Source organism: Streptomyces sp. NPDC002130 (assembly GCF_040296465.1).
Classification (GTDB): Bacteria; Actinomycetota; Actinomycetes; order Streptomycetales; family Streptomycetaceae; genus Streptomyces.
The window spans coordinates 1-26,636 of the sequence record NZ_JBEOXI010000041.1; the positions used below are offsets into that span (position 1 = coordinate 1).

Below are 26,636 nucleotides of genomic sequence, written 5' to 3' on the forward strand. Positions count from 1 at the left end.
TTTTATTAAACTATTTCTATATAAAAAAATAATTATAAACCTACCACCTTACAATCCTCAGAACCCCCCCCCACCCCCCCCCCCCACCCCACCACCGCCTTGTCCGCATACGTTCGTCCCGCTGCGAGCCGCCGGGCAACGGCGGCTCCCCATACGGGAGATCGGGGGTGCACACGTGCGCATCGGACTGCTTACGGAAGGTGGCTATCCGTATGTGAGCGGTGACGCCAGGCTCTGGTGCGACCGGCTGGTGCACGGGCTCGCCCAGCACGAGTTCGACGTCTACGCGCTCAGTCGCAGCGAGCACCAGGAGGACGAGGGCTGGGTCCCGCTGTCACCGAACGTCCGCCGGGTACGCACCGCGCCCCTGTGGATGGCCGAGGACGACGAGGTGGTGCTCGGGCGCCGCGCACGCCGGCGGTTCACCGAGTACCTCGGGGAACTGGCCGCCGTGCTGTGCGGAGGGCCGGGGGGAGCCTTCCCTGCGGCCGGGGGCGTCCCGAGCGCTGCCGGGGAGCTCTCCGGAAATGCGCCGACCTCCGAGGCGGACCGTTTCGCCAACGCTCTGTACGGGCTCGCCGAACTCGCTCGTGACGAGGGTGGGCTGGCGGGGGCGCTCCGGTCGGAGGCCGCCGTACGCACCCTCGAACGCGCCTGTCGTGCGCCCGGCGCCCATCGCTCGGCGCGCGAGGCACGCGTACCGGATCTGCTCGCCGTCGCCGCACATCTCGAACGCGCCCTGCGCCCCCTCTCCCTCGACTGGTACGAGGACGACGGGCTCGGCGCGGTCGGCCTCTGTCACGCCGCGTCCGGCGGTACGGCGGTCCTGCCCGGCCTGCTGGCCCGGCACTTCACCGGCGTGCCCCTGATGGTGACCGAATACGGCGTGCGCCTGCGGACGCACTACCTCACCACCCCGGACGCCCCGCCCGCCGTACGGTCCCTGCTGGCGGCCTTCGAGGGCCGGCTCGCGGCCGAGGCCTACGGGCGGGCAGAGGTCGTCACCGCCGGCAACACCCACACCCGGCGCTGGCAGGAGCGCTGCGGTGCCGACCGCCGGAAGCTCCGCACGGTCTACCCCGGCATGGAGGCCCGGCCCTTCGCCGAGGTGGGCGAGTCACCGGACTGCGCGGACCCGGACACGCTCGTCTGGGTCGGCCGTGTCGAGCCCGCCAAGGACCTGGTCTCGCTGCTGCACGCCTTCGCGCAGGTGCGCAAGCAGGAGCCGCGGACGCGGCTGCGCATCGTGGGCGCCCCCGCCGGTCCCGAGGGCGCCGCCTACCTCGGGCACTGCAGGACGCTGGCCGCCCAGCTCTTCCCCGACGAGGCCGAGGGCCCGCACGCCCCCGGCGACAATCCGGTGTCCTTCGAGGAGATCGGCGGTCCCGAACTCCCGGCCGTCGCCGACGCCCACGCCTCGGGGGCCGTGACCGTCCTGTCCAGCGTGGTCGAGGGCTTCCCCGTCGGCCTCGTCGAGGCCATGCTCTGCGGGCGCGCGACGGTGTCGACGGACGTCGGCGCGGTCGTGGAGGTCATCGGCGGCACGGGCCTCGTCGTACCGCCGCGCAATCCGCGGGCGCTCGCCGACGCGTGCGTGGCGCTGCTGCGCGACCCCCAGCGCCGTGCGCGCCTGGGCGCCGCCGCTCGCGCCCGTGCCCTCGAACTGTTCACGGTCGAGCAGAACATCGAGGCATTCCACGGCATTTACCTGGAGATCGTCTCGCGCGCGCCCGTCCGCCGCGCCCTGCTCGACGGAGCGGGGGCGCCGCTGCCGTTCGCCGTTCCCGCCGAGGTCCATGTGCCCGTCCGCTGGACCGCCGCGTCGCCCCGCCTCGCCGCTGCACGCAGCGGCCCCGGCTGGGCGGCGGGCAGGCCCGTGCGGGCGACCACTCCCGTGCGGGCCCCGGAGGGTGCGTGATGAGCGACTTGGGCGAACTGGACCGTCCGGGAACCACGGTCGACCCCGGGGCGTGGGACACGCGTTCGGAGCGGGAAGTGGGGTTGTCGGCTTCGGGCTCAGACTCGGGCCCGGCCGCGGATTCGGCCACGGGTCCGGATACGGGTCCGGACACGACCCCGGCCAGGGCTTCAGCCCCGGACCCGGTCACCACGGAAGCGACGGCCCTTGAGGCGGCCGCGGTCGCCGAAGGCGCGGTGTCGGGGGGCCGGGAGCCGGCTGCTGTTCGCAAGGTGCCCGGGAGTGGGGAGCCGGTCGTCGATGGCCGGGGGTCCGGGGATGAGGAGCCGGTCGCCGATGGCCGGGGGTCCGGGGATGAGGAGCCGGTCACCGATGGCCGGGGGTCCGGGAATCAGGAGCCGGTCGCCGATGGCCGAGGGCTCGGGAACCAGGAGGCGGCCGTCGATCGCAAGGCCTCCGCCCCGCGTCGGGGCGCTGCCGACCCGGTCAAGGCGCTGATGCACCGCCACCGTGAGCTCTGCGAGCGCGCGGTGGACCCTTTGGAGATCGCCGCAGGCCTCGAGGCACACGGCATCACCGACCGGACCGCCGCCCGCTTCCGCCACCGGGACGTCTTCTCCCTCGCCGAGGAGATGTACGCGCGGGTCTCACGGGACGGGGACACCCCCCTGCCCGCTCCGCCCGCCCCTCCCCGGGTGCGCGCCGACTGGGTTCTTATGACGCTCCTGCCCGGTGCGCTGTGCGCCGCCGCCGTGACCGCAGTGCACCTCACCGACGGCCGGCCGCGCCTGTTCGCGGCCGCGACGGGCGCCCTCACCGTGGCCCTGGGGCTCCGTGCGGCCCTGCGCCGAGGGCCCCTGAGCAGGACCGACACGGACCGGCCCGGGCCACGACCCGGCGCGGCCTCCGGCAGGACCGCCCCGTGGACCCTGTGGCTCGTCCTCTACGCCCTCCTGGGCGACGGGCTGCTCCGCAACGCCCTCGCCGGAGGCCCCGACGCCCTGCCCACCGGCACGCCCGACGGCCCCTGGCCTCTCACCGCCGCCCCCGTCCTGGCTCTCGCCCTGGCCTGCGCGCCCACCGCCTGGATCGCGCACCTCCTCACCGTGCGCGCCCGCCGCAAACTCGCCTCCAGCCGCGGCCTGGAGGACTTCGCCGCCGCCGTACGCCCCCTCCTGCTCGGCACGTTCGTCCTGTTCCTGGGTGCCCTCGCGGCCCTGCTCGCCCTCTGCGGGGCGGTCCTCGGGGAGCCAGGGGCCTCCGCTCAGGCCCTCGCCCTGGGGGCGCTCCTGTTCCTGGCCCGCCTCCTCACCACGCACGGCTTCACCTATGCCCCCGCCGTGGTCCTCACCGCGACGGCCACGGCAGAGGCGGTCGCCCTCGCCACGGTCTTCGCCTCCCGCCTCCCCGGCCTCGGCTTCCTGGCCACCCCCGTCGAAACCCTCGTCACCACCTGGGGCGCCGGCAGCGTCCCCACCCTCGCCTGCGGAGCCGCGGCCCTGGCCCTGCTGGTCCACACGACCCGCAAGCTCACCCGGGCCTCGGCCCACGCACCGTCGGAGCCCGCGCGGTGACCGCCACCGACACCGGCCCCGCCGCAGGCGGCCTTCGCCCGGTCCCACCCCTTCCTTTCCCTTCCCTCCCTTCCTTTCCGCCTCGAGGAGAACCCGCATGACCACCCACCCAGGAACCCCGGCGACACGGGGAGCCGCGCGATGAGAGTCCTGCTGATCGGAGCCAACGGCTACATCGGGCGCTTCGTCGCCGACCGCCTGCTCGCCGACCCGGCCGTGCAGCTCACCGCCCTCGGCCGCGGTGACGACGCCGACGTCCGCTTCGACCTCGCCTCGGGCAGCCCCGGAGCCCTCACCCGCTTCCTCGACGCGGTCCACCCGGGTGTCGTCGTCAACTGCGCCGGCGCCACCCGCGGCGGGGCCCGCGAGCTCACCCGCCACAACACCGTCGCCGTTGCCACCGTCTGCGAGGCCCTGCGCCGCAGCGGCTGCGGAGCCCGGCTGGTGCAGATCGGCTGCAGCGCGGAGTACGGCCCGAGCCAGCCCGGCTCCTCCACTGCCGAGGACGCGGTGCCCCGGCCCGGCGGCCCGTACGGCGTCAGCAAACTCGCCGCCACCGAGCTGGTCCTCGGCTCGGGCCTGGACGCCGTCGTCCTGCGCGTCTTCTCACCGGCCGGGCCCGGCACCCCCGCCGGCTCCCCGCTGGGCCGTCTCGCCGAGGCCATGCGCCGCGCCATGCAGTCCGGCGACGGCGAGCTGAAACTCGGCGGGCTCGGCGCCCAGCGCGACTTCGTCGACGTCCGCGACGTGGCCCGTGCCGTCCACGCCGCCTCGCTCTCCGCCGCGCAGGGCGTCATCAACATCGGCTCCGGCCGCGCAGTGCGTCTGCGCGACGCCGCCGCGGTCCTCGCCCGCGTCGCCGGATACGGCGGCGCCCTCCACGAACTCGACGGTCCGCCCGGCGCCCTGCGCACGGCCATCGGCCACCCCCGCCCCGACCCGGACCACGCGCCCCCTGTCGCGTACCCGTACCCGGACGGCTGCGGCAGCTGGCAGCAGGCCGACGTGCGCACCGCGCGCGACCGGCTCGGCTGGCGTCCCCGGATCGGCCTGGAGGAGTCCCTCGCCGACATCTGGATGGAGGCGGCATGCCGCATCTGACCAGATCCCGGCGGAGTACCTCGGGCACGGAACTCCGCCCCGGCGTCGGGGTGCCCGGCTACGCACACCCCCTCCTCGCCCCCACCGAATGGGGCGAGCTGACCCGCCCCGGCACCCCGCTGCACTGGGTGGTCCTCAATGTGGCCGACGGTCCCGGCGCACGCCCCGACCCGCACTGCCTGGCGGCGGCCGGTCGCCTGCGCAACGCGGGCATCCGCCTCCTCGGCCACCTCGACACCCGGTACGGCACCCGGAACTTCGGCGAACTGATCTCGGACGCCCACCGATTCGTCGACTGGTACCAGGTCGACGGCTTCCTCCTGGAGCGCTGCCCCGCCGACCACGCCGGGCTGCCCGAGATCCGCCGCATGGTCGCCACGCTCCGCGTGATCCGTGACGCTGCCCACATCGTCCTCGGCCACGGCATCCACCCGCACCCCGGCTACGTCGAGCTCGCCGACCAACTGGTCACCTTCTCCGGGCCCTGGAGCGACTACCGCTGGTCGCAGGTGGCCGAGTGGACCGCCGACCACGCGCCCGAGCGCTTCTGCCACTTCGTCCACGACGTGCCACGCCCCCACCTGGCCGAGGCACTGCGCATCGCCCGCTGGCAGGGCGCCGCGACGGTCTGGATCACCGACCACACGGACGGGGGCGGTCACACCGACCCGTGGGAGGCCATGCCCGGCTACTGGGACGAATTCGTCTCGCGTGTCGGAACAGGTGTCTCGGAATGAAAAAGCGCATGGCACTGTTACGGGGAGAACAACCGTAGTGATTGACCGACCAACGGAGTCCCCGTGTCGCTGCCACCCCTGGTCGAGCCGGCTTCCGAGCTCACCGTAGACGAGGTCCGCAGGTACTCCCGCCACCTGATCATCCCCGACGTGGGCATGGACGGGCAGAAGCGGCTGAAGAACGCCAAGGTGCTGTGTGTGGGCGCCGGCGGCCTGGGCTCGCCGGCGCTGATGTACCTGGCCGCCGCAGGCGTCGGCACCCTCGGCATCGTGGAGTTCGACGAGGTCGACGAGTCGAACCTGCAGCGCCAGATCATCCACAGCCAGGCTGACATCGGCCGCCCCAAGGCCGAGTCCGCACGCGACAGCGTCAAGGGCATCAACCCGTACGTGAACGTGATCCTTCACGAGGAGCGGCTCGAGGCCGACAACGTGATGGACATCTTCAGCCAGTACGACCTGATCGTCGACGGCACGGACAACTTCGCGACCCGCTACCTCGTCAACGACGCTTGCGTGCTGCTGAACAAGCCGTACGTCTGGGGCTCGATCTACCGCTTCGACGGCCAGGCCTCCGTTTTCTGGTCCGAGCACGGCCCCTGCTACCGCTGCCTGTACCCGGAGCCCCCGCCCCCCGGCATGGTCCCCTCCTGCGCCGAGGGCGGCGTCCTGGGCGTGCTGTGCGCGTCCATCGGCTCCATCCAGGTCAACGAGGCCATCAAGCTGCTCGCCGGCATCGGTGACCCGCTGGTCGGCCGACTGATGATCTACGACGCCCTGGAGATGCAGTACCGCCAGGTCAAGGTCCGCAAGGACCCGAACTGCGCGGTCTGCGGCGAGAACCCGACCGTCACCGAGCTCATCGACTACGAGGCCTTCTGCGGCGTCGTGTCCGAGGAGGCCCAGGCGGCGGCCGCCGACTCCACGATCACTCCCAAGCAGCTCAAGGAGTGGATCGACGACGGCGAGAGCATCGACATCATCGACGTCCGTGAGCCGAACGAGTACGAGATCGTCTCCATCCCGGGCGCCCGGCTGATCCCCAAGAACGAGTTCCTCATGGGCACCGCCCTGGAGAGCCTCCCGCAGGACAAGAAGATCGTCCTGCACTGCAAGACGGGTGTCCGCAGTGCGGAAGTCCTCGCGGTGCTGAAGTCCGCGGGCTTCTCGGACGCGGTGCACGTCGGCGGTGGCGTGATCGGCTGGGTCAACCAGATCGAGCCGTCCAAGCCGGTGTACTGAGCCGTATCCGGCCTCCCTTCCCGAGCGGCGGGGGCTTCGGGCACCACGGGTGTCCGAAGTCCCCGCCGTCGTCATGAGCAGAGCTTGCCGTTCCTCGGCACGGAACCGTCCAGCAGGTACGCGTCCACCGTGGAGTCGACGCAGTCGCTCCCGCTGCCGTACGCGCCATGCCCCTCGCCCCGCCAGGTGAGCAGCACTCCGACCCCCTTGCCCAGTTCGTCGGCCATCCTGCGCGCGCCCTCGTACGGGGTGGCCGGGTCGCCGGTGTTGCCGACCACCAGGACCGGTGCCGCGCCGTGGGCGCTCACTTCCGGGGTGTCGTGCTGTCCGGGCACCGGCCAGTCGTGGCACCAGCCGGCCGTGTCCCAGCCGAGGAACGCCCCGAAGGCCGGGGAGATCTTCTCGAAGCCGGGCAGCAGCCGCTTCGTCTCGGCCACCGTCGGCCGCTGCCGGTCGTCCAGGCACGATATGACCCGCTGGGAGTGGGTCGTCGTGCCGTAGCGCCCCGACGGGGCACGCTCGTTGTAGCGGTCGGCGAGGACCAGCAGCTCCGAGCCGTCGCCCCGCTCGGCCGCCTCGAGGGCGCTCGTCAGCGTCGGCCAGCTGTCCTTGCTGTACAGCGGCAGGATGATGCCGGTCACCGCGAGGGCCTGGGTCAGCTTCCGCCCGGGCACGCCCGCCGGGAGGGGGCGGGCGTCGATCCGCCGCAACAGGGCCGCGATCTTCCGCGAGCCCTCCTGAGGGTCCTGGCCGGTGGACTCGAGGTAAGAGCCCAGCGCGCGCTGGAAGCCCCTCGCCTGGTTCCGGGCGTGACCCACGGTGTCCGCCCCGGGGTCCACGACCGCGTCCAGCGTCATGCGCCCCACCTTCTTCGGGAACAGGTGCGCGTAGGTGCCGCCCAGCTCGGTGCCGTAGGAGATGCCGAAGTAGTTCATCCTCTTGTCGCCGAGGACTTCACGGATGCGGTCCATGTCACGGGCGGAGTCGGCGGTCGAGACGTGGGCCATGAGCTTCCCGGCGTCCTTCTGGCAGCCCTTGCCGAAGTCGGTGGCGTCCTCCAGGTACGCCGTCTCCTCGGCTGGGGTGTCCGGGGTGAGGTCCACCGACTCGGCGGCCTGGATCTCCTTGTCGCTTCGGCAGCGGACCCCCTCGCTCGCACCCACGCCGCGGGGGTCCCAGCTCACCAGGTCGTACCGCTCGCGCAGTGAGGAGACGGTCGGGGCGTACGACGGCATCATGGACACGCCCGAGGCACCCGGGCCGCCGAAGTTGAACAGCAGCGACCCGACGCGGTCGCCGCCACGCGCCTTGGCGCGGATCAGCCCGAGACCGATCGTCTCGCCGTCCGGCTTCGACCAGTCCAGCGGCACCTTCAGCGTCGCGCACCGCCAGTCGCTGCTCGGCGCTGGACCGTCTGCACTGGCCTTGCAACGCCCCCAGGACAGCCCGCTCCTGTCGTCGTCGGACGGACCGCCGCTGCAGCCCGCGACCAGCAGGGCCGATGCGGCCGCCAGAGCGGTCCACCGAACGAAGCGTGTCATTGCCCATCCCCCTCGCAGGCCGTCCGCTTCGTGCCGCGGATGGCGGTCCGGCCATGGTAGGCACATCCCGCCTCGACCGTCTCAGCCTGTGGATAACCCTTTGACCTGCGAGTTTGCCCGGAGTGCTGAGGGTGTCAGGTGCAGACGGTCCCCGTCGGCGGCACCTTCCCGTCCAGCAGATAACCGTTCACCGCGCCCTGCACACACGGGTTCTTGCTGTCATAGGCGCCGTGACCCTGACCCCGGTAGGTGAGCTCGACTCCGACGCCCTTGCCCAGGGCGTTCACCATCGCCCTCGCGCCCTCGTACGGCGTGGCCGGGTCACCGGTGTTGCCGACGACCAGGATGGGCGCCGAGCCCGGAGCGCTGACGTCCGGGTGGTCGGCCGCACCCGCCACGGCCCAGTCGGTGCAGCCGATCATGGCCCAGGCCCAGGAGTCGCCGAACAGGGGTGACGCCGCTCGGAACTCGGGCAACTTCCGCTCCACGTCTGAGGTGTCGTAGCGCGGTTTGGCATCTGCGCAGCTGACTGCGGTGTTGGCGGCGGTCGAGTTGTCGTACTCGCCGTTCTCGCTGCGCCCGGTCAGCGAGTCGGACAGCAGCATCAGGATGCTCCCGTCACCGTCGTAGGCCTGCTTCAGGCCCTCGGTGAGGGTCTCCCACAAGTCTTGTGAGTACAGCGCTTGCACGATGCCGTTCGTTGCCGCGCTCTGGGTCAGTTGGCGTGGGAATACGCCCGGAATCGGCCTGTGTTCGAGGTCGTTCAGCAGCGTGGCGATGCGATCCGTCACGTTCTGCGCGCTGTCGCCGATGGGGCACTCCTCGGTCTTCGACACACAATCCTCGGCGAAGTTTTCGAGAGCGATCTGGAAGCCCTTGACCTGCGCGAGCGAGCCCTGTTCGGGGTTCAGGGTGGGGTTTACGACGGCGTCGAACACGACACGGCCGACCCGCTTGGGGAACAGATGGGCATAGACGCCGCCGAGCTCGGTGCCGTAGGAGAAGCCGAAGTAATGCAGTCTGTCGTCGCCGAGGACCTGGCGCATCAGGTCCAGGTCACGGGCCGCGTCAGTGGTGCGCACATGGGGCAGGACCTTCTCGGAATGCTGCTCGCAGGCGTCGTTGAACCTTCTGGTGCTGTCCACGAGCCGGCTGCGTTCGGCGGCATCGTCGGGCGTGGCGTCCTGCTGGAAGTATGCGTCGAGCTGCTGGTCGTTCTCGCAGATCACGGGGGCGCTGCGGCCGACCCCACGCGGGTCGAAGCTGACCAGGTCGTAGCGGGTGCGCAGCTTCTCGTAGTCCTCGGCGGAAGCGGGCAGCGTGGCGACCCCCGAGCTGCCGGGGCCGCCGAAGTTGAAGACGAGCGAGCCGATGCGTTCGTTCCCGGTGCCGGTGGTCCTGACTCTGATCAGTTCGAGGCCGATCGTGTCGCCCTTGGGGTCGCTCCAGTCGAGTGGGGCCTTCATGGTCGCGCACTGCCACTCACCGTCGTCCGGCAGGGGAGTGGGCGAGGGGCCGCCGCCCTGGGCCTCGTCCGGGGCCGGGCAGGCCTTCCAGCTCAGCTCCTGCCGCGTCACGTCCTCGTCCCTGGCGTCGTCGCCGCAGCCCGCCAGCACGGTGGACAGCAGGACGGCGGAGGCGGTCAGGGCGGCGGCGCGCAGCCGGAGGAGCGTTGGCATGGTTCCATCCTGCGGCGGTCCCGGACGGGGCGCGCGGGACGCGTGCCGTACGAGGTAGGAGGGTTCGGTGAGGCGAGAGGGCCTGATCGCCGGGCCGACGAACCCGTGCCCGGCCGCCGTGCAAGAGGGACCGACGAACCCGTGCCCGGACCGGCAGGTCAGAGGGACCGGCGAACCCGCGCCCGACTCGGTCCGGTCAGAGGGCCTGTTTGCGTGAGAGGTGGTTGAAGGCCAGCCAGCCCGGCAGGACGGGCAGCCACAGCGTCAGCAGACGGAACAGCAGGACCGCCGGTGCCGCGACTTCCTTGGGGAGCCCCACGGCGATCAGACCGACCGTCAGGGTCGCCTCGACCGCGCCCACACCGCCCGGTGTCGGAGCCGCGGACCCGAGGGCGTTGCCCGCGAGGAAGACGACGGCGACGCTGGCGATGCTGATCGAGGTGGAGTCGTCGCCGAACGCGCGGATCGACGCGTCCAGGCACATCACGAAGCAGGCCGTCAGCAGCAGCATGCCGCCGATGCCCGTGACCAGCTTCTGCGGCCGCTGCAGCACGTCCAGCATGCGCGGCACGACACCGGCGAACAGCGACCGCACGCGCGTGACCACGAACTTCCGCAGGAACGGCACCGAGGTCACCACGAGCACGAGCACCGCCACCGTCAGCAGGCCGGCGATGACCGTCCGGGACGGCGACAGCGACGGCGTCTTCTCGGTGCCGGTCAGATAGCCGAAGGACAGCAGCATCAGGATGTGGCAGCCGAGCCCGAACAGCTGCGACGCGCCGACACTCGCCACCGCGAGCCCCGGCCGCACTCCCGCGCGCTGCAGGAAGCGCGTGTTCAGCGCGACACCGCCGACGGCCGCCGGGGCGACGATCTTCACGAACGATCCGGCGACCTGCGCCGCCACGGTCCGCACGAACGGCACCCGCTCGGGTACGAATCCCAGCAGGGCCATCGCCGCGGCGACGTAACTGCCCATCGAGAACAGCACGGCCGCGGCGACCCAGCCCCACTCGGCGTTCGCGATGAGCGGCCCGAACTCGATGTGCGTGAGCTGCGTCAGCAGGAAGTACGCGCCGATCGCGCCGGCGATGAAACTGATCAGCGTGCGCGGACGCACCCGCTCCAGCCGCGCCGGCTCGACGGGTGCCTGCGGCCTGATCCGCAGCACCGCATGCCGGATCTGCGTGAGCAGGTCCTCCTCGCGCGCCTCCTCCAGCGCTTCGTCGATCGCCCGCTTCTCGGCCCGCTGCTCCGCCCGTACGGCCTTCTTGTCGGGCTTCTCCAGGACGGGCCCGGACTCGTCAGCGTGCTCCTCCAAGCGGACCTGCTTGGCCAGCCGGGAGGCCTCCAGTACCGCGTCGCGCTCGCGCTGCGCACGCTCCCGGGCCAGTCTGCGCAGCGTCGCGCGCGTGGAGCGGCTGAGCGCGATGGGCTGGAGCATCGGCAGGCAGTCCGCCACCGCGTCGGGACCGAGCACGCCCACCGCCGAGGCCACCGCCCGCTCGGCGCCCACCCGGAGGCCGAGCGTCACCAGCAGCTGGGAGGTGTCCATGCGCAGCAGTAGATCACCGGCCGCGATCTCGCCGACGCGCAGGTCGGTGAGGATCACCGTGCCGGAACGATCCACCAGGATCGCGTCGCCCACCAGCCTGCGATGCGCGATACGCCGTGACTGCAGCGCCTTCACCTGGTGCCAGGTGTCGCGCAGCAGGTCGTCGGTGATCTCCTCGTCCGGCAGCGAGTCGAGGGTGCGTGCGCCGCTGTGCTCGTAGACGAGCATCACCGCGTCGGGGCCGAGCTCGGAGGTGGCGATCAGCTTGGGTGCGTTGGCGCCGGCCGCGATGGCCGCGTACGCCAGCAGCGCCTCCTGCTCCAGGGCCTGCCGCAGCGACTGGAGACTGCTGCGGGTGGCGAAGCCGCGCAGGGTGAGGTTGCGCCACGCGCGGTAGAAGAAGCCCTGTGCCTGCTGCTCGCGGTCGACCACCGTCACGTCCAGGGGCGGGCCGTCCTCGAGGGTGACGAAGTAGCGCCGCCCCCGGTCCCCGGTGTCCGGGTTGTCCGAGGTGTCCTCGCGTGACGCGCTGACCGGGCGGAAGCCGACGGTCCGCAGGCCGGCCATCAGCGTCTGTCCCGTGGGCCGGACGTTGGGCGAGCCGACCGCGTACAGCGTGCCGTAGGCCACAGTCCAGCCGATCAGCACGGTCAGGATGATCGAGAACGGGGTCGTGTACCCGGTGACGAGCATCGAGAAGGCGTCGAGGAGCAGCACGACCCACAGCACCGCGCGCCATCTCGGTCTGCGGGACATGCCGACAGCCGTCATATAGGCGATGACCGGGGCCAGGTATCCGTGCACGGGGTCGGTCAGCGCGTGGATATCGCCGGGGGAGGGCTGGGTGAGCGCCTCCTGGATGGAGTCGGGGGCGGCCCGGGCGACCCACAGGTCCGTGGCGAGGGTCACGCCGTGTGCGAGGACCGCCGCGAGGACGCCGTCGGCGATGCGGAGCCCGTCCCGCTTGATCAGCCGCTCGATGGCGAAGGCGACCGGCACCAGCAGGATGGCGATGCTGGAGGCCAGCCCCGCGATCTTGATGAGCAGGTCGGGTGCCTGCCCGGTGCCCTTGTTGATGTCCTGTTCGAGGCCCGAGGTGGTGCCGTGCGCGAACGCGGCGATCCCGATCAGGACCGCGACGGCGAGCACACCAACCAGCAGACGCATCAGGTCGGACGGGCGGTGCACGCGCGCGGGGAGCAGCGGTTCGTCGCCCTCCACCTCGTCGATGTGCGCGAAGTCGGGCTCCTCGGCGGCCGCGCGTGTCTTCTTCGCGGCCCCCTTCGGACCGTCGTCCGGAGTGCCAGGGCGCGACGAAGCGTCAGAGATGCCCTCCGTGTTGTCGGGGTGCGCACCCTGCTGCTTCATCGTCTCTTCTTGGTCTCGTATCACCGGTCACCGCCCGCACGATGGTGGCATGCCGCACCGGCACATGGGGCAATCAGGGTGCACATGCGGGGGCGGACAGTCTGCCCGATGCGCCCCTGCCCGGTGGGGGAAACGCTCCGGAGCGCGCCCGGCCCGTTGTCGGTGGGGTGGGGCAGGATGGGGCGGATGAGTGAGCAGAGGAGCCCTGAGGGGGGCCGGTACGAGGACGAGCTCGCGCAGGCGCTGCCCGAGTACGCCGAGAGGGTCCTCGACGTCGCCGAACTGATCCCGCCGGGTCGTGTCATGACCTACGGGGACGTCGCCGAGTGGCTGGAACAGGGCGGTCCGCGCCAGGTCGGCCGTGTGATGGCGCTCTACGGTGGAGCCGCTCCGTGGTGGCGGGTCGTCCGTGCGGACGGCGTCCTGCTGCCGGGGCACGAACAACGGGCCCTCGGCCACTACCGGGCGGAGGGCACGCCCCTGAAGGAGGCGAGCCGCGCTGCCGAGGGCCACCTGCCGCGCATCGACATGAGACGCGCGCGGTGGGACGGCGGTCATCGCGCGGAGGGTCACACCTGACAGCTTCCGCCATCGGACGGCCGCCCGTGTGACCCGTGATCCGTACGGGGGAATCGGGGCACACCGGGGACATGACGTACGTTCGTGAGACGAGGGGCATGAGCGCCACCAGTGCCGCCAGTGGTCGGTGGGAAGAAGGGGAAGCCCTGCTTCCGCCTCACTCGTCGGCGTAGCGTCGGCTGCGCGTCCCCCCGTCACCCCGCGGTCACCGCCCGCCACGCGCGGTGGCCCGCCACCCAGCACTTCCACCAGAACCGGCGAACCACGTGAGCTCCTCTTCCTCCACCAGCGGCCTGTCGCACCCCCGGGTGCGGCGGGGGAGCCGTGGCGCCTACCGACTGGTACGTACCCCTCCTGCCCACATGGACCCCCCTCTTCTGGACGCCTCGCAGCGCTCCGTGGTTGACCACACGGCCGGTCCGCTGCTCGTCCTCGCAGGTCCGGGCACCGGCAAGACCACCACCCTCGTCGAGTCCGTGGCCGAGCGCGTCGCCCGGGGCGGGGACCCCGAGCGCGTCCTGGTGCTCACGTTCAGCCGCCGGGCGGCCGTCGAACTGCGCGACCGCATGGCCCTGCGGACCGGCGCCGCCCGCGCCCCCCAGGCGACCACCTTCCACTCGTTCTGCTACGCCCTGGTCCGCGCCCACCAGGACAGCGACCTGTTCGTGGAGCCGCTGCGCCTGCTGTCCGGCCCCGAGCAGGACGTCTCGGTGCGGGAGCTGCTCGCGGGCCAGCTCGATCTGGAACGGCTCGGGCTCGCGCATGTGCGCTGGCCGGACGAGCTGCGCGCCTGCCTGACCACCCGCGGCTTCGCCGACGAGGTCCGCGCGGTCCTCGCCCGCAGCCGTGAGCTGGGCCTCGGCCCCGACGCCCTGGACGCCTTCGCCCGCCGCACGGGACGGCCCGACTGGCGCGCCGCGGCCGCCTTCCTCGCCGAGTACCTCGACGTGCTCGACCTCCAGGGCGTGATCGACTACGCGGAACTCGTCCACCGCGCGGTGCTCCTCGCCCGCCGCCCCGAGGTCGCCGCGTGGCTCGCCGCCCGGTACGACGCCGTCTACGTCGACGAGTACCAGGACACGGATCCCGCCCAGGTGCGGCTGCTGGACGCCCTGGCCGGCGGCGGCCGCACGCTCGTCGCCTTCGGTGACCCCGACCAGTCGATCTACGCGTTCCGCGGGGCCGACGTGAACGGCATCCTGGACTTCCCGCACGCCTTCCCGCGCGCGGACGGCCGCCCGGCCCCCGTCTCGGTGCTGCGTACGTCCCGCCGCTCCGGTGCCGGCCTGCTGGCCGCCACCCGCCTCCTCACCCAACGCATGCCCCTGACCCGCCTGCCCGCCGAGAAGGTCCGCGCCCATCGCGAACTCGCCCCGGTGCGGGACGGGGGCCGCGTCGAGGTGTACACGTACCCGACGTCGGGGACGGAGCTGGACAACATCGCCGACATCCTCCGCAGGGCACACCTGGAGGACGGCGTTCCCTGGAGCGACATGGCCGTCCTGGTGCGCGCCGGTTCCCGCACCATCCCGACGCTCCGCCGCGCCCTCTCGGCGGCGGGTGTCCCCGTGGACGTCGACGGTGACGATCTGCCCCTGCGGCAGGAACCGGCGGTGGCACCACTGCTGACGGCGCTGCGGGCGGTGGCCGCGGCGGAGGCGGGATTCGTCGAGGAGCCTCAGGCCGCCGAGCGGGATGCGTCTGCCGAGCCCGCGGAGGCCGAGGGTGATGTGTCTCCCGAGTCTCATGCCGCCGATGTGTCTCCCGAGCCCGCGGAGGCCGAACGGGATACGTCTCCTGAGTCCGCGGAGGCCGAACGGGATGCGTCTGCCGAGCCTCAGGCCGCCGAGCGGGATGCGTCTGCCGAACCCGTGGAGCCCGAGCAGGGCCCCTCCTCCGAGGTCGCCCCTTCCGTGCAGCGGGGCACCTGCTGGCTCGACACCGAAACCGCCCTCACCCTCCTGACCTCCCCCCTGGCGAGCATGGACGCCGCCGACCTGCGCCGCCTCGGCCGTGCCCTGCGCGACGAGGAGCGCGCCGCCGGCAACCCGCTGCCGCCGCCCTCCGACGTGCTGCTCGCACAGGCGCTCGCCGAACCGGAGCGACTCGCGGTGCACGACCCCACGTACGCGCGTGGCGCCCAGCGCCTCGGCGCGCTGCTGCGCAAGGCCCGCGAGCGACTGGCCGGCGGTGGTACGGCCGAGGAGGCGCTGTGGGACCTGTGGGAAGGCACGCCATGGCCCGCGCGGCTGGAGCGGGCCGCACGCCGGGGCGGCGCCGCCGGGCGCAACGCCGACCGCGACCTGGACGCCGTGTGCGCGCTGTTCGCCACCGCGGCCCGCGCCGAGGAACGCACCGGCGGCCGGGGCACGCTCAACTTCCTGGCGGAGATCGACGCCGAGGACATCGCCGCCGACACCCTCACGCGGCGTGCCGTACGCCCCGACGCCGTCCGTCTGATGACCGCGCACCGCTCCAAGGGCCTTCAGTGGCGCCTGGTGGTCGTCGCGGGCGTCCAGGAGGGCCTGTGGCCCGACCTGCGCCGCCGCGGCTCCCTCCTGGAGGCCGACCGCATCGGGCGCGACGGACTCGCCGAACCCCTCACCCCCGGCGCGCTGCTCGCCGAGGAGCGCCGCCTGTTCTACGTGGCCGCCACGCGCGCGCGTGAACGCCTCGTCGTCACCGCGGTCAAGGCCCCCGCGGACGACGGCGACCAGCCTTCCCGCTTCCTGACAGAACTCGGCGTCGAACCCAAGGACGTCTCGGGCCGCCCCCGCCGCCCGCTGTCCGTCGCCGCACTCGTCGCCGAACTGCGCGCCACCACGGTCGACCCGCGCGTCTCCGACGCTCTCCGGGAGGCCGCCGCACACCGCCTGGCCCGGCTCGCCGCCCTTGCCGACGAGGAGGGCCGCCCCCTGGTGCCGTCCGCGCACCCCTACCGCTGGTGGGGCATGTTCGAGCCGACCGAGTCCAAGGTGCCGCTGCGCGACCGCGACCAGCCGGTCGTGCTCTCCGGCAGCGCCCTCGACCAGCTCGCCAACACCTGCGCCCTGCAGTGGTTCCTGGGCCGCGAGGTGAAGGCCGACGCGCCCGCGACGGCCGCCCAGGGCTTCGGCAACGTGGTGCACGTCCTCGCCGACGAGGTCGCCTCCGGGCACACCCCGGCCGACCTCGGCGTCCTCATGGAACGCCTCGACTCCGTGTGGAACGCGCTGGCCTTCGACGCGCCGTGGAAGTCGGCCCAGGAGAAGGACAACGCGCGCGTGGCGCTCGAACGGTTCCTGCAGTGGCACGTCATGAACCGCACCGGCCGCACCCCCGTGGCCAGCGAGCACGACTTCGACGTCACCCTCGAAGCGGGCGACTACCAGGTGCGCATCCGCGGCCAGATGGACCGGGTCGAGGCGGACGGTGACGGCCGCGCCTACGTGGTCGACTTCAAAACCGGCAAGCAGGCGCCCAGTTCCAAAGAGGTGGAGCGCCACCCGCAGCTCGCCGTCTACCAGCTGGCCGTCCGCGAGGGCGCCGTCGACGAGGCCTTCGACGGCGTACGTCCCGAACCGGGCGGCGCCGAACTCGTCCACCTCCGGCAGGGGGCGGCCAAGCGCGACGGCGGCGAGGACCTGCCCAAGGTGCAGGCCCAGGAGCCGCTGGAGGGGGAGTGGGTCGGCGACCTGCTCGCCACCGCCGCCGGCAAGGTCCTCGACGAACGCTTCACACCGACCGCCGGGCAGCACTGCACGCACTGCGCGTTCCGGGCCTCGTGCAGCGCGCGCCAGGAGGGGCGTCACGTCGTCGAGTGAGGTATCGCACCACCTGTGCTGACCTGCGCTTCTTCCTCCCCCGAAGGTGGATGCGGCCGGCACTGTCAGTGGCCGCCGCTAGCCTTTCGATGTGCCCGCCCGCATCACCGATCCCGAACAGCTCAAGGAGCTCCTCGGCATCCCGTTCACCCCGGAGCAGACGGCCTGCATCACCGCGCCGCCCGCCCCGCAGGTGATCGTGGCCGGAGCCGGCTCGGGCAAGACGACGGTGATGGCGGCACGCGTGGTGTGGCTGGTCGGCACCGGCCAGGTCGCCCCCGAGCAGGTGCTCGGCCTCACCTTCACCAACAAGGCCGCCGCCGAACTCGCCGAGCGCGTCCGCAAGGCGCTGGTGAAGGCCGGCGTGACCGACCCGGACGCCATCGACCCGGACAACCCACCGGGCGAGCCGGTGATCTCCACGTACCACTCCTTCGCGGGCCGCCTGCTGACCGACCACGGCCTGCGCATCGGTCTCGAGCCCACGTCCCGGCTGCTCGCCGACGCCACCCGCTTCCAGCTCGCCGCGCGTGTTCTGCGCGAGGCCCCGGGGCCCTACCCGGCCCTGACCCGCTCCTTTCCCGACCTGGTCGGCGACCTCCTCGCCCTCGACGCCGAACTGGCCGAGCACCTCGTACGCCCGGAGGCACTGCGCGCGTACGACGCCGAACTGCTGCTGACGCTGCGGGGCGCCAAGCTCAGCAACGCCGACCTGCGCAAGGTTCCCGACGCGGCCGCCGCCCGGCGTGAACTCGCCGAGCTGGTCACCCGCTACCGGGCCGTCAAACGCGAGCGGGATCTGCTCGACTTCGGCGACCAGATCGCCCTGTCCGCCCGGCTCGCAGGGGTCCCCGAGGTGGGCCGCCTCCTGCGCGACGAGTTCCGGGTGGTCCTGCTCGACGAGTACCAGGACACTTCGGTCGCCCAACGTGTCCTCCTGGCAGGCCTGTTCGGCGAGGGCACCGGCCACCCGGTCACCGCCGTCGGCGACCCCTGCCAGGCGATCTACGGCTGGCGCGGCGCCTCCGTCGCCAACCTCGACGACTTCCCCGAGCACTTCGCCCACGCCGACGGCCGCCCCGCGACCCGCCAGGCGCTCAGCGAGAACCGCCGCAGCGGTGGCCGCCTGCTCGACCTCGCCAACGGCCTCGCAGAGCCCCTGCGCGCCCTGCACGCGGGCGTGGAGGCCCTCCGCCCCGCCCCCGGCGCCGAACGCGACGGCACGGTCCGCTGCGCCCTGCTGCGCACCCACGCCGAGGAGATCGACTGGGCCGCCGACTCCGTCGCCCACCTCGTGCGGACCGGGACGGCACCGGGCGAGATCGCCGTCCTGTGCCGCACGGCGACCGACTTCGCCGAGATCCAGGGCGCCCTGGTCGCGCGGGACATCCCGGTCGAGGTCGTCGGCCTTTCCGGGTTGCTGCACCTGCCCGAGATCGCCGACCTCGTCGCCGTCTGCGAGGTCCTCCAGGACCCCGGCGCCAACGCCTCCCTGGTGCGCCTGCTCACCGGCCCGCGCTGGCGCATCGGCCCGCGCGACCTCGCCCTCTTGGGGCGGCGTGCCCGGCTCCTCGTGGCCCACGCGCGTGTGGCGGACGAGGACGACCAGGACCGCCGCCTCGCCGAGGCCGTCGAAGGGGTCGACCCGTCCGAGGTGATCTCCCTCGCGGACGCCCTCGACACGTTCCTCGAGACCCCGCTGGACGGCCGAGGGGACGACGACGGACTGCCGTTCTCGCCCGACGCGCGCGTGCGCTTCGCGCGGCTCGCCACCGAACTGCGCGAGCTGCGCCGCTCCCTGGCCGACCCGCTGATGGACGTCCTGCACCGCGTCCTCGCCGTCACCGGTCTGGAGGTGGAGCTGTCGGCGTCCCCGCACGCCCTGGCCGCACGCCGCCGCGAGACCCTGTCCAACTTCCTGGACGTCGCCGCCTCCTTCGCCGCCGGCGACAACGAGGCCACCCTGCTCGCCTTCCTCGGCTTCCTGCGTACGGCCGCCCAGTACGAGAAGGGGCTCGACAACGCCCTCCCGGGCGGCGACAACACCGTGAAGGTGCTCACCGCCCACAAGTCCAAGGGCCTGGAGTGGGACGTCGTGGTCGTCCCAGGCCTGGTCACCGGCACCTTCCCCAGCAGCCAGGGCCGCGAGAAGTGGACCTCCCAGGGCAAGGTCCTGCCGCACGAACTGCGCGGCGACGCCGACACCCTGCCCGACGTGGCGTCCTGGGACGCCAAGGGCCTGAAGGCCTTCCACGAGGCCATGAAGGACCACCAGCACACCGAGGAACTCCGCCTCGGCTACGTCACGTTCACGCGGCCCCGCTCCCTCCTCCTGGGTTCCGGCCACTGGTGGGGCCCGACCCAGAAGAAGCGCCGCGGACCGTCCGCCTTCCTCCAAGCCCTCTACGAGCACTGCGAGGCCGGGTACGGCGAGATCGAGGCCTGGGCGGACGAACCCCCCGAGGACGAGGAGAACCCTGCCCTGCACCGGGCCACGGCCGACCAGGTATGGCCCCTGCCCCTGGACGAGACGGCCCTGGCCCGCCGCCGCGCGGCCGCCGAGACCGTCCTGGCCCACCTGGAGGACCTCGCGTCCCGGGAGGACGGGCATCCCGCGGTCACGCACGACCCGGACGACCTCGTCGATCCGGAGTGGCCGCCGCCCCCCGAGGACGACGAGCCTCCATACGAAGGACCTCTGCACGACGAACCGGACCCGTTCGACGAGGAGCCCTTCGACGAGGCCCCCCTCGGTGAGAATTCCGCCGCAGAGGACCTTCACGGAAGTGCCTCCGCGGAAGACCCGGCGGGCGGTCACGCCCGGACTGCGGCCCGCCCCACCGTCCCCCACCAGGCGGCGCCACCGGAGCCCCAGGCCGCACGCCCCCACCCCAAGGCCCCCGAGCACCCCGACCCCCGCCGCCGGGAACACCCACACCTCACTCCGGAGGAAGCCCGCACGATCGCCTCCTGGGACCGCGACCTCGACGCCCTCACCGGCGAACTCCTGCGCGCCCGCGACAGCGTCACCGACGTCCCCCTCCCCGCGTCGCTCTCGGCGTCCCAGCTGCTGCGCCTTGCCGCCGACCCGGACGGCCTGGCCCAGGAGCTGGCCCGCCCCATGCCCCGCCCGCCCCAGCCCGCGGCCCGCCGCGGCACCCGCTTCCACGCCTGGGTCGAGGCCCGCTTCGAAGAGCTCATGCTGCCCCTGCTGGAACCGGAGGAACTGCCCGGCAGCGAGGCCGAGATCGCCGACGAACAGGACCTGGAGGCCCTCAAGGACGCCTTCGAGCGCACCCCGTACGCGCACCGCACGCCCTACCGGGTGGAGGCCCCCTTCCAGCTCGAGATCGCCGGCCGCATCGTCCGGGGCCGCATCGACGCCGTCTACAAGGAGGGCGCCGGGGACGAGGCGACGTACGAGATCGTCGACTGGAAGACCAACCGTTCCCGCACCGCCGACCCGCTCCAGCTCGCCGTCTACCGTGTGGCCTGGGCCGAGCAGCGGGGCGTGCCGCCGGAGTCGGTCACGGCCGCTTTCCTGTATGTGCGCAGCGGGGAGGTCGTGCGCCCGGAGCTGCCGGACCGCGCCGCCCTGGAGCGGCTGCTGCTGGAGGACCCGTCCGACGGGGAGGCGGGTGCCCGGACCAGCGCGCGGACGGGGGCGGGGTCCGGTGAGGAACCGCACTCCGAGGACGTCCGTGCGGGCCGATAGGCTCGTGACCATGAGCCAGACCCCGGACAGCGTCGTCCGTACGTACATCCAGCAGCACCGCGCCGCCTTCCTCGACGACCTCGCCGAGTGGCTGCGCATCCCGTCGGTGTCCGCCCAGCCGGACCACGCCTCCGACGTACGACGCAGCGCCGACTGGCTCGCCGCCAAGCTGAAGGAGACCGGCTTCCCGACAGTCGAGGTCTGGCCGACCCCGGGCGCCCCCGCGGTCTTCGCCGAGTGGCCCTGTGACGACCCGCAGGCGCCCACGGTGCTGGTCTACGGCCACCACGACGTGCAGCCCGCCGCCCGGGAGGACGGCTGGGACAGCGAGCCCTTCGAGCCGGTCGTGCGCGGCAACCGCCTCTACGCGCGCGGGGCGGCCGACGACAAGGGCCAGGTGTTCTTCCACACCCTGGGCGTCCGCGCCCACCTCGCCGCCACCGGGCGCAGCACCCCGGCCGTGCACCTCAAGGTGATCGTCGAGGGCGAGGAGGAGTCCGGCTCGCCGCACTTCCGTGCCCTGGTCGAGCAGCACGCCGAGCGGCTCGCCGCCGACGCCGTGATCGTCTCCGACACCGGCATGTGGTCCGAGGACACCCCCACGGTGTGCACCGGCATGCGTGGCCTCGCCGAGTGCGAGATACGCCTGTACGGCCCCGACCAGGACATCCACTCCGGCTCCTTCGGCGGCGCGGTGCCCAACCCCGCGACGGCCGTGGCCCGCCTGGTCGCCGCCCTGCACGACGAGAACGCGCGGGTGGCGATCCCCGGTTTCTACGACGGCGTGGTCGAACTCACCGACCGCGAACGCGAACTCTTCGCCGAGCTGCCCTTCGACGAGCAGCAGTGGCTGCGCACCGCGAAGTCGAACGCCACCCGGGGGGAGGCCGGCTACACCACCCTGGAGCGGATCTGGGCCCGGCCCACCGCGGAGGTCAACGGCATCGGCGGCGGCTACCAGGGTCCCGGCAGCAAGACGATCATCCCCACCTCCGCCATGGTGAAGCTGTCCTTCCGCCTGGTGGCGGGCCAGGACCCCGGCCATGTGGAGAAGGCGGTCCGCGCCTGGGCCGAGCAGCAGGTGCCGCCCGGCATCCGCTGCGACATCACCTTCAGCGGAGCCACGCGCCCGTGCCTGACACCGCTGGACCACCCCGCCCTCCAGTCGGTCACCCGTGCCATGGGCCGTGCCTTCGAGCAGCCGGTCCGCTTCACGCGCGAGGGCGGCTCCGGCCCGGCTGCCGACCTCCAGGACGTCCTCGGCGCCCCGGTGCTGTTCCTGGGCATCTCCGTCCCCTCGGACGGCTGGCACGCCCCGAACGAGAAAGTCGAACTCGACCTGCTCCTCAAGGGCGTCGAGACCACCGCGTACCTGTGGGGTGACCTCGCCGAGAACTGGCGTCATGAGCCCTGAGCGTCCCGTTCCGTCCGGGCCGGCCACGCGCGCGGGGCACACTGGAAACGCCGCCCCGCACCGCCCGAGCCCGCCGGACCCGGTCGCCCCCGCCGTACGTCCCGCTGAACCGCCCGCCGAACCCGACCGTCCCACCGGGGAGTTGGAAGCACCCGTGACCACCTGGACCGACCACAACGCCGACCGCCCCATCTCGCTCACCGCCCCGAGCGGCATCGACCGGGCCGCCCACCACCGGCTCGACGAGGCCTGGCTCGCGGCGGCGTGGAGCCACCCCACGACGCGCTGCTTCGTGGTCTCCGGCGGGCAGGTCCTCATCGACGAGACGGCGGACGGGCGTACCGAACTCGTCATGACCCCCTCCTTCGAAGCTCCCCTCACCGAGGCACACCGCTACTTCCTCGGTATCGACGAGGAGGGTGTCAGCTACTTCGCCCTCCAGAAGGACTCCCTGCCCGGACGGATGGACCAGTCCGCGCGCCCGGCCGGCCTGCGCGAGGCGGGCGCCCTGCTGTCGGCCCGCGACGTGGGCCTGATGGTGCACGCGGTGGGACTGGAGAACTGGCAGCGCACGCACCGTTTCTGCTCGCGCTGCGGCGAGCGCACCGTCATCGCCGCCGCCGGACACATCCGCCGCTGCCAGGCCTGCGGCGCGGAGCACTACCCGCGCACGGACCCCGCCGTGATCATGGCCGTGACGGACGAGGACGACCGCATCCTGCTCGGCCGCCAGGTCCACTGGCCCGAGGGCCGCTTCTCGACGCTGGCGGGCTTCGTCGAGCCCGGCGAGGCCATCGAGCAGTCGGTGCGCCGCGAGGTCCACGAGGAGGTCGGCATCAGTGTCGGCCAGGTCGAGTACGTCGCCAGCCAGCCCTGGCCCTTCCCGTCCAGCCTCATGCTGGGCTTCATGGCCCGGGCCACCTCGACCGAGATCGAGGTCGACGGCGACGAGATCCACGAGGCCCGCTGGTTCTCCCGCGAGGAGCTGCACGCCGCCTTCGAGTCCGGCGAGGTGCTCCCGCCCTACGGCATCTCGATCGCGGCGCGCCTGATCGAGCTCTGGTACGGCAAGCCGCTCCCGACGCGGAGCGTCGTGTGACCTCGTCAGCACGGTCGTCGTCGGCATGAGAGAAGGCGGCCCCCGAGCTGCCTCAGGAGCCGCCTTCCCCGCATCAGCACACGGCGACTACGCGCCGATCTTCTGCTTCACCTGAGCCAGCGAGGGGTTCGTGAGCGTCGAGCCGTCCGGGAACAGAACGGTGGGCACCGTCTGGTTTCCGCCATTCGCCTTCTCCACGAACGCGGCGGACTCCGGGTCCTGCTCGATGTTGATCTCGGTGTACGCGATGCCCTCGCGGTCCATCTGGCTCTTCAGCCGGCGGCAGTAGCCGCACCACGTGGTGCTGTACATCGTCACAGTGCCCAGCATGTCTCTCGTGCTCCTTCGGTGGCTCGGGGCGGGTGGTCGCAGTGGTGGAACGTATGTGAAAGGTCCACCATTCCCGGCCCTCGGGCCCAGCCCGACGTGACGCCTGCCGCATTGGTACGACTATCGGTGCCTGCCTGTGGACAACCGGCGCAGCCGTCTCGCGCGACCTGGCAGCATGGCGGTGTGACAGCAGCAACGCACTCCACCCTGTTCCCGCAGGTACCGGACTCCGCCGACGCCGTGCTCGAAGGGCTCGACCCCGAGCAGCGCGAGGTGGCCACGGCCCTGCACGGTCCGGTGTGCGTCCTGGCGGGCGCGGGCACGGGCAAGACCCGGGCGATCACCCACCGCATCGCCTACGGAGTGCGCGCGGGCATCCTCCACCCCTCCAGCGTCCTCGCCGTCACCTTCACCGCCCGCGCCGCCGGAGAGATGCGCGGCCGGCTGCGCCAGCTCGGCGCCGCCGGCGTCCAGGCGCGTACGTTCCACTCGGCCGCCCTGCGCCAGCTCCAGTACTTCTGGCCGAAAGCGATCGGTGGCTCCATGCCCCGGCTCGTCGACCGCAAGATCCAGCTCGTCGCCGACGCGGCGGCGGCCTGCCGCATCCGGCTCGACCGTGGCGAGCTGCGGGATGTCACCGCCGAGATCGAATGGTCCAAGGTCACCCAGACCGTACCCGCCGACTACGCGCCCGCCGCCGCCAAGGCCGGTCGTGAGTCCCCCCGCGACCCCGCCGAGATCGCCCAGCTCTACGCCGCCTACGAGGACGTCAAGCGCGAGCGGTCCGTCATCGACTTCGAGGACGTGCTGCTGCTGACCGTGGCCGTCCTGCAGGACCGGCACGACATCGCGGAGCAGATCCGCGCTCAGTATCAGCACTTCGTGGTCGACGAGTACCAGGACGTCAGCCCCCTCCAGCAGCGTCTGCTCGAACTGTGGCTGGGTGAACGGGACAGCCTGTGTGTGGTCGGCGACGCCAGCCAGACGATCTACTCCTTCACCGGAGCCACCCCCGACCACCTGCTCGACTTCCGCACCCGCCACCCCGGTGCCACCGTGGTCAAGCTGGTCCGCGACTACCGCTCCACCCCCCAGGTCGTCCACCTGGCCAACGGCCTGCTCGCCCAGGCCCGGGGCCGGGCCGCCGACCACCGCCTGGAGCTCGTCTCCCAACGCGGTGCGGGGCCCGAGCCGGTCTACTCCGAGTACACCGACGAGCCCGCCGAAGCGGAAGGCGCGGCCCGCCGGATCCGGGAGCTCATCGACTCCGGGGTCCCGGCCTCCGAGATCGCGATCCTCTTCCGTACGAACGCGCAGTCCGAGACCTATGAGCAGGCCCTCGCCGACGCCGCGGTGCCCTACCAGCTGCGCGGCGCCGAGCGGTTCTTCGACCGTCCGGAGGTACGCAAGGCGGGCATCGCCCTGCGCGGCGCGGCCCGCTTCGGCGGCAACGACTCCCTTCTCGACGATGTCGTCGACCTGCCCTCGCAGGTGCGCGCCGTCCTGTCGGGAGAGGGCTGGACGATCCAGCCACCGGCCGGCTCCGGTGCCGTGAGAGAGCGCTGGGAATCCCTGGCCGCCCTGGTGAACCTGGCCCAGGACTTCGCCGCCGCCAAACCGGGCGCCACCCTGGCCGACCTCGTCGCCGAACTCGACGAACGGGCGAACGCCCAGCACGCCCCCACCGTGCAGGGCGTCACCCTCGCCTCCCTGCACTCGGCCAAGGGCCTGGAATGGGACGTCGTCTTCCTGGTGGGTGTGGCCGAGGGCATGATGCCGATCACCTACGCGAAGACGGACGAACAGATCGAGGAGGAGCGACGGCTCCTCTATGTCGGTGTCACCCGCGCGCGCGAACACCTCCATGTCTCCTGGGCGCTCTCCCGCTCGCCCGGCGGCCGCCCCAACCGCCGTCCCAGTCGCTTCCTCGACGGACTGCGCCCGGGTTCCACGGCCACCACGGGCCGCGCCACCTCCGGTGGGGCAGGCGGAATCGAGCGCGGTATTTCCGGAACCAGGGATTCCGCCCCGAGGCGGACCCAAAGAGTTCCCGCCCGCTGCCGGGTCTGCGGTCGCACGCTGACCGACCCGGGCGAGATGAAGCTGATGCGCTGCGACGACTGCCCCTCCGACATGAACGAGGGCCTGTACGAGCGGCTGCGCGAGTGGCGAGCCGATCAGGCGCGCAGCAGTGGCCAGCCCGCATTTTGCGTGTTCACGGACAGGACTCTGATGGCGATCGCCGAGTCCGCCCCCGACGACGAGCGCGAGCTCGCCCGCATCCCGGGCGTCGGGATGCGCAAGCTCACCCGCTACGGGGCCGACGTACTGGCCATCTGCGCAGGCCAGTCAGGCGCGGAGAGCACGGATCAGGACTGACACGAACTCGTCGAAAAAATAGTTTGCGCATGCCCCAGCAATCCCCATAGGTTCTTAGGCACGAGAGCAGCGGCCTTCTCGGAGGCCCTGATTCCGTGTTGTACTTGCATATCCGTCGGACTGGTTCACCCAGTCCCCCAAGACGCCGAGAGGAGGCGAGTCCAGTGATCAGCATCAACACCAGCTCCGTCAGCATCGTGAAAATGACCGATCGCTCGGCCGTCTCCGCGTGCATGCTCGGCGTTTCGCACCTGGGCACCGGTCTGTCCGGCATTCGTGCCGTCCTCCCGGCGTCCTCCTCCGTTGCTCCCGCGGGCCTTCCCGTCCGTGAGCGCAATGAGCGACCGACCAAGGCACTGGAAGCGGCAGTAACGGCACAGGCACAGGCCTATGCCTTTACGGCGACCGGTGCCGGATTCCGGAAGCAGACGACGCAGCACCACCAGATGTGGGCCTTCCGTGGGCCAGAACCCTGGAGTGATCCAGCCTGATCGTCGATCAGGCCGGCGCCTTCAGGGCCGCGGAACCCCATCCGGGATCCGCGGCCCTTCTGTTTGTCCCTGACCAGGGATGACGGACCGAAGGAGCCTCGGGACAAG

16 protein-coding genes are annotated in these 26,636 nt (G+C 72.3%); 12 read left to right on the top strand and 4 right to left on the bottom strand.

The genetic code is table 11. The features are described 5' to 3' along the window. Window positions 1–175 precede the first annotated feature (175 nt). The 5 genes from ABT116_RS10630 to moeZ all read left to right on the top strand — a co-directional run bounded on the left by ABT116_RS10630 (window position 176) and on the right by moeZ (window position 6,572). Window positions 176–1,918, top strand: a complete 1,743-nt coding sequence (locus ABT116_RS10630) for a DUF3492 domain-containing protein (protein WP_351630677.1) — start codon at window positions 176–178, stop codon at window positions 1,916–1,918. A 272-nt stretch (window positions 1,919–2,190) separates the two neighbouring features. Then, window positions 2,191–3,492, top strand: a complete 1,302-nt coding sequence (locus ABT116_RS10635; RefSeq protein ID WP_502983849.1) for a hypothetical protein — start codon at window positions 2,191–2,193, stop codon at window positions 3,490–3,492. A gap of 141 nt (window positions 3,493–3,633) precedes the next feature. Then, complete coding sequence (locus tag ABT116_RS10640) at window positions 3,634–4,593, top strand: NAD-dependent epimerase/dehydratase family protein (RefSeq protein ID WP_010047687.1); 960 nt, start codon at window positions 3,634–3,636, stop codon at window positions 4,591–4,593. Continuing rightward, window positions 4,581–5,330 carry a spherulation-specific family 4 protein gene (locus ABT116_RS10645; RefSeq protein ID WP_351630680.1) on the top strand — a complete coding sequence of 250 codons (750 nt, stop codon included), beginning with the start codon at window positions 4,581–4,583 and terminating at the stop codon, window positions 5,328–5,330. Before ABT116_RS10640 ends, ABT116_RS10645 begins: the two co-directional genes overlap by 13 nt. A 63-nt stretch (window positions 5,331–5,393) precedes the next feature. Continuing rightward, a complete protein-coding gene (gene moeZ, locus ABT116_RS10650) occupies window positions 5,394–6,572 on the top strand; it encodes an adenylyltransferase/sulfurtransferase MoeZ (protein WP_031112256.1) in 1,179 nt (392 codons plus the stop codon). Between the two features lie 71 nt (window positions 6,573–6,643). Here moeZ and ABT116_RS10655 read toward each other — a convergent pair whose 3' ends face one another. From ABT116_RS10655 to ABT116_RS10665, 3 genes are all read right to left on the bottom strand, one after another. Beyond that, complete coding sequence (locus tag ABT116_RS10655; protein WP_351630683.1) at window positions 6,644–8,113, bottom strand: alpha/beta hydrolase; 1,470 nt, start codon at window positions 8,111–8,113, stop codon at window positions 6,644–6,646. A 134-nt stretch (window positions 8,114–8,247) separates the two neighbouring features. Then, entirely contained in the window at window positions 8,248–9,792 is a 1,545-nt protein-coding gene (locus tag ABT116_RS10660) for an alpha/beta hydrolase (protein ID WP_351630685.1), read from the bottom strand. Between the two features lie 196 nt (window positions 9,793–9,988). Next, on the bottom strand, window positions 9,989–12,718 hold the full coding sequence (locus ABT116_RS10665; protein ID WP_351630687.1) for a lysylphosphatidylglycerol synthase domain-containing protein: 2,730 nt from the start codon (window positions 12,716–12,718) through the stop codon (window positions 9,989–9,991). Window positions 12,719–12,904: 186 nt separating this feature from the next. On the opposite strand from ABT116_RS10665, the gene ABT116_RS10670 reads away from it, so the two are divergent. The 5 genes from ABT116_RS10670 (at window position 12,905) to nudC (ending at window position 23,328) form a co-directional block, all read left to right on the top strand. Next, window positions 12,905–13,297: an MGMT family protein gene (locus ABT116_RS10670; protein ID WP_351630690.1), complete on the top strand. Its 393-nt coding sequence runs from the start codon at window positions 12,905–12,907 to the stop codon at window positions 13,295–13,297. A 266-nt stretch (window positions 13,298–13,563) separates the two neighbouring features. After that, window positions 13,564–17,100 carry an ATP-dependent helicase gene (locus ABT116_RS10675; protein ID WP_351630692.1) on the top strand — a complete coding sequence of 1,179 codons (3,537 nt, stop codon included), beginning with the start codon at window positions 13,564–13,566 and terminating at the stop codon, window positions 17,098–17,100. 91 nt (window positions 17,101–17,191) lie between these two features. Beyond that, window positions 17,192–20,815: an ATP-dependent helicase gene (locus tag ABT116_RS10680; RefSeq protein ID WP_351630695.1), complete on the top strand. Its 3,624-nt coding sequence runs from the start codon at window positions 17,192–17,194 to the stop codon at window positions 20,813–20,815. A 10-nt stretch (window positions 20,816–20,825) separates the two neighbouring features. Further along, the gene (locus tag ABT116_RS10685) at window positions 20,826–22,229 is read left to right on the top strand and encodes a dipeptidase (protein WP_351630697.1); all 1,404 of its coding nucleotides are present in this window, start codon (window positions 20,826–20,828) and stop codon (window positions 22,227–22,229) included. Window positions 22,230–22,383: 154 nt separating this feature from the next. After that, on the top strand, window positions 22,384–23,328 hold the full coding sequence (nudC, locus tag ABT116_RS10690; RefSeq protein ID WP_351630700.1) for an NAD(+) diphosphatase: 945 nt from the start codon (window positions 22,384–22,386) through the stop codon (window positions 23,326–23,328). 87 nt (window positions 23,329–23,415) lie between these two features. Here nudC and ABT116_RS10695 read toward each other — a convergent pair whose 3' ends face one another. Further along, on the bottom strand, window positions 23,416–23,658 hold the full coding sequence (locus ABT116_RS10695; protein WP_003992805.1) for a mycoredoxin: 243 nt from the start codon (window positions 23,656–23,658) through the stop codon (window positions 23,416–23,418). Window positions 23,659–23,841: 183 nt separating this feature from the next. Between ABT116_RS10695 and ABT116_RS10700 the strand changes: the two genes are divergently transcribed. Together ABT116_RS10700 and ABT116_RS10705 are read left to right on the top strand one after the other, a co-directional pair. Further along, window positions 23,842–26,037 (top strand): ATP-dependent DNA helicase UvrD2, encoded by a 2,196-nt coding sequence (locus ABT116_RS10700; protein WP_502983850.1) that lies wholly within the window; start codon window positions 23,842–23,844, stop codon window positions 26,035–26,037. A gap of 164 nt (window positions 26,038–26,201) precedes the next feature. Next, window positions 26,202–26,528 carry a hypothetical protein gene (locus ABT116_RS10705; protein ID WP_351630706.1) on the top strand — a complete coding sequence of 109 codons (327 nt, stop codon included), beginning with the start codon at window positions 26,202–26,204 and terminating at the stop codon, window positions 26,526–26,528. The last annotated feature ends 108 nt before the right edge of the window (window positions 26,529–26,636 follow it).

Coding starts and splice junctions, on each gene's coding strand:
- ABT116_RS10655 (WP_351630683.1), bottom strand. CDS start 8,113: ATGACACGCTTCGTTCGGTGGACCGCTCTGGCGGCCGCATCGGCCCTG.
- ABT116_RS10670 (WP_351630690.1), top strand. CDS start 12,905: ATGAGTGAGCAGAGGAGCCCTGAGGGGGGCCGGTACGAGGACGAGCTC.
- ABT116_RS10645 (WP_351630680.1), top strand. CDS start 4,581: ATGCCGCATCTGACCAGATCCCGGCGGAGTACCTCGGGCACGGAACTC.
- ABT116_RS10640 (WP_010047687.1), top strand. CDS start 3,634: ATGAGAGTCCTGCTGATCGGAGCCAACGGCTACATCGGGCGCTTCGTC.
- ABT116_RS10660 (WP_351630685.1), bottom strand. CDS start 9,792: ATGCCAACGCTCCTCCGGCTGCGCGCCGCCGCCCTGACCGCCTCCGCC.
- ABT116_RS10685 (WP_351630697.1), top strand. CDS start 20,826: ATGAGCCAGACCCCGGACAGCGTCGTCCGTACGTACATCCAGCAGCAC.
- ABT116_RS10665 (WP_351630687.1), bottom strand. CDS start 12,718: ATGAAGCAGCAGGGTGCGCACCCCGACAACACGGAGGGCATCTCTGAC.
- ABT116_RS10695 (WP_003992805.1), bottom strand. CDS start 23,658: ATGCTGGGCACTGTGACGATGTACAGCACCACGTGGTGCGGCTACTGC.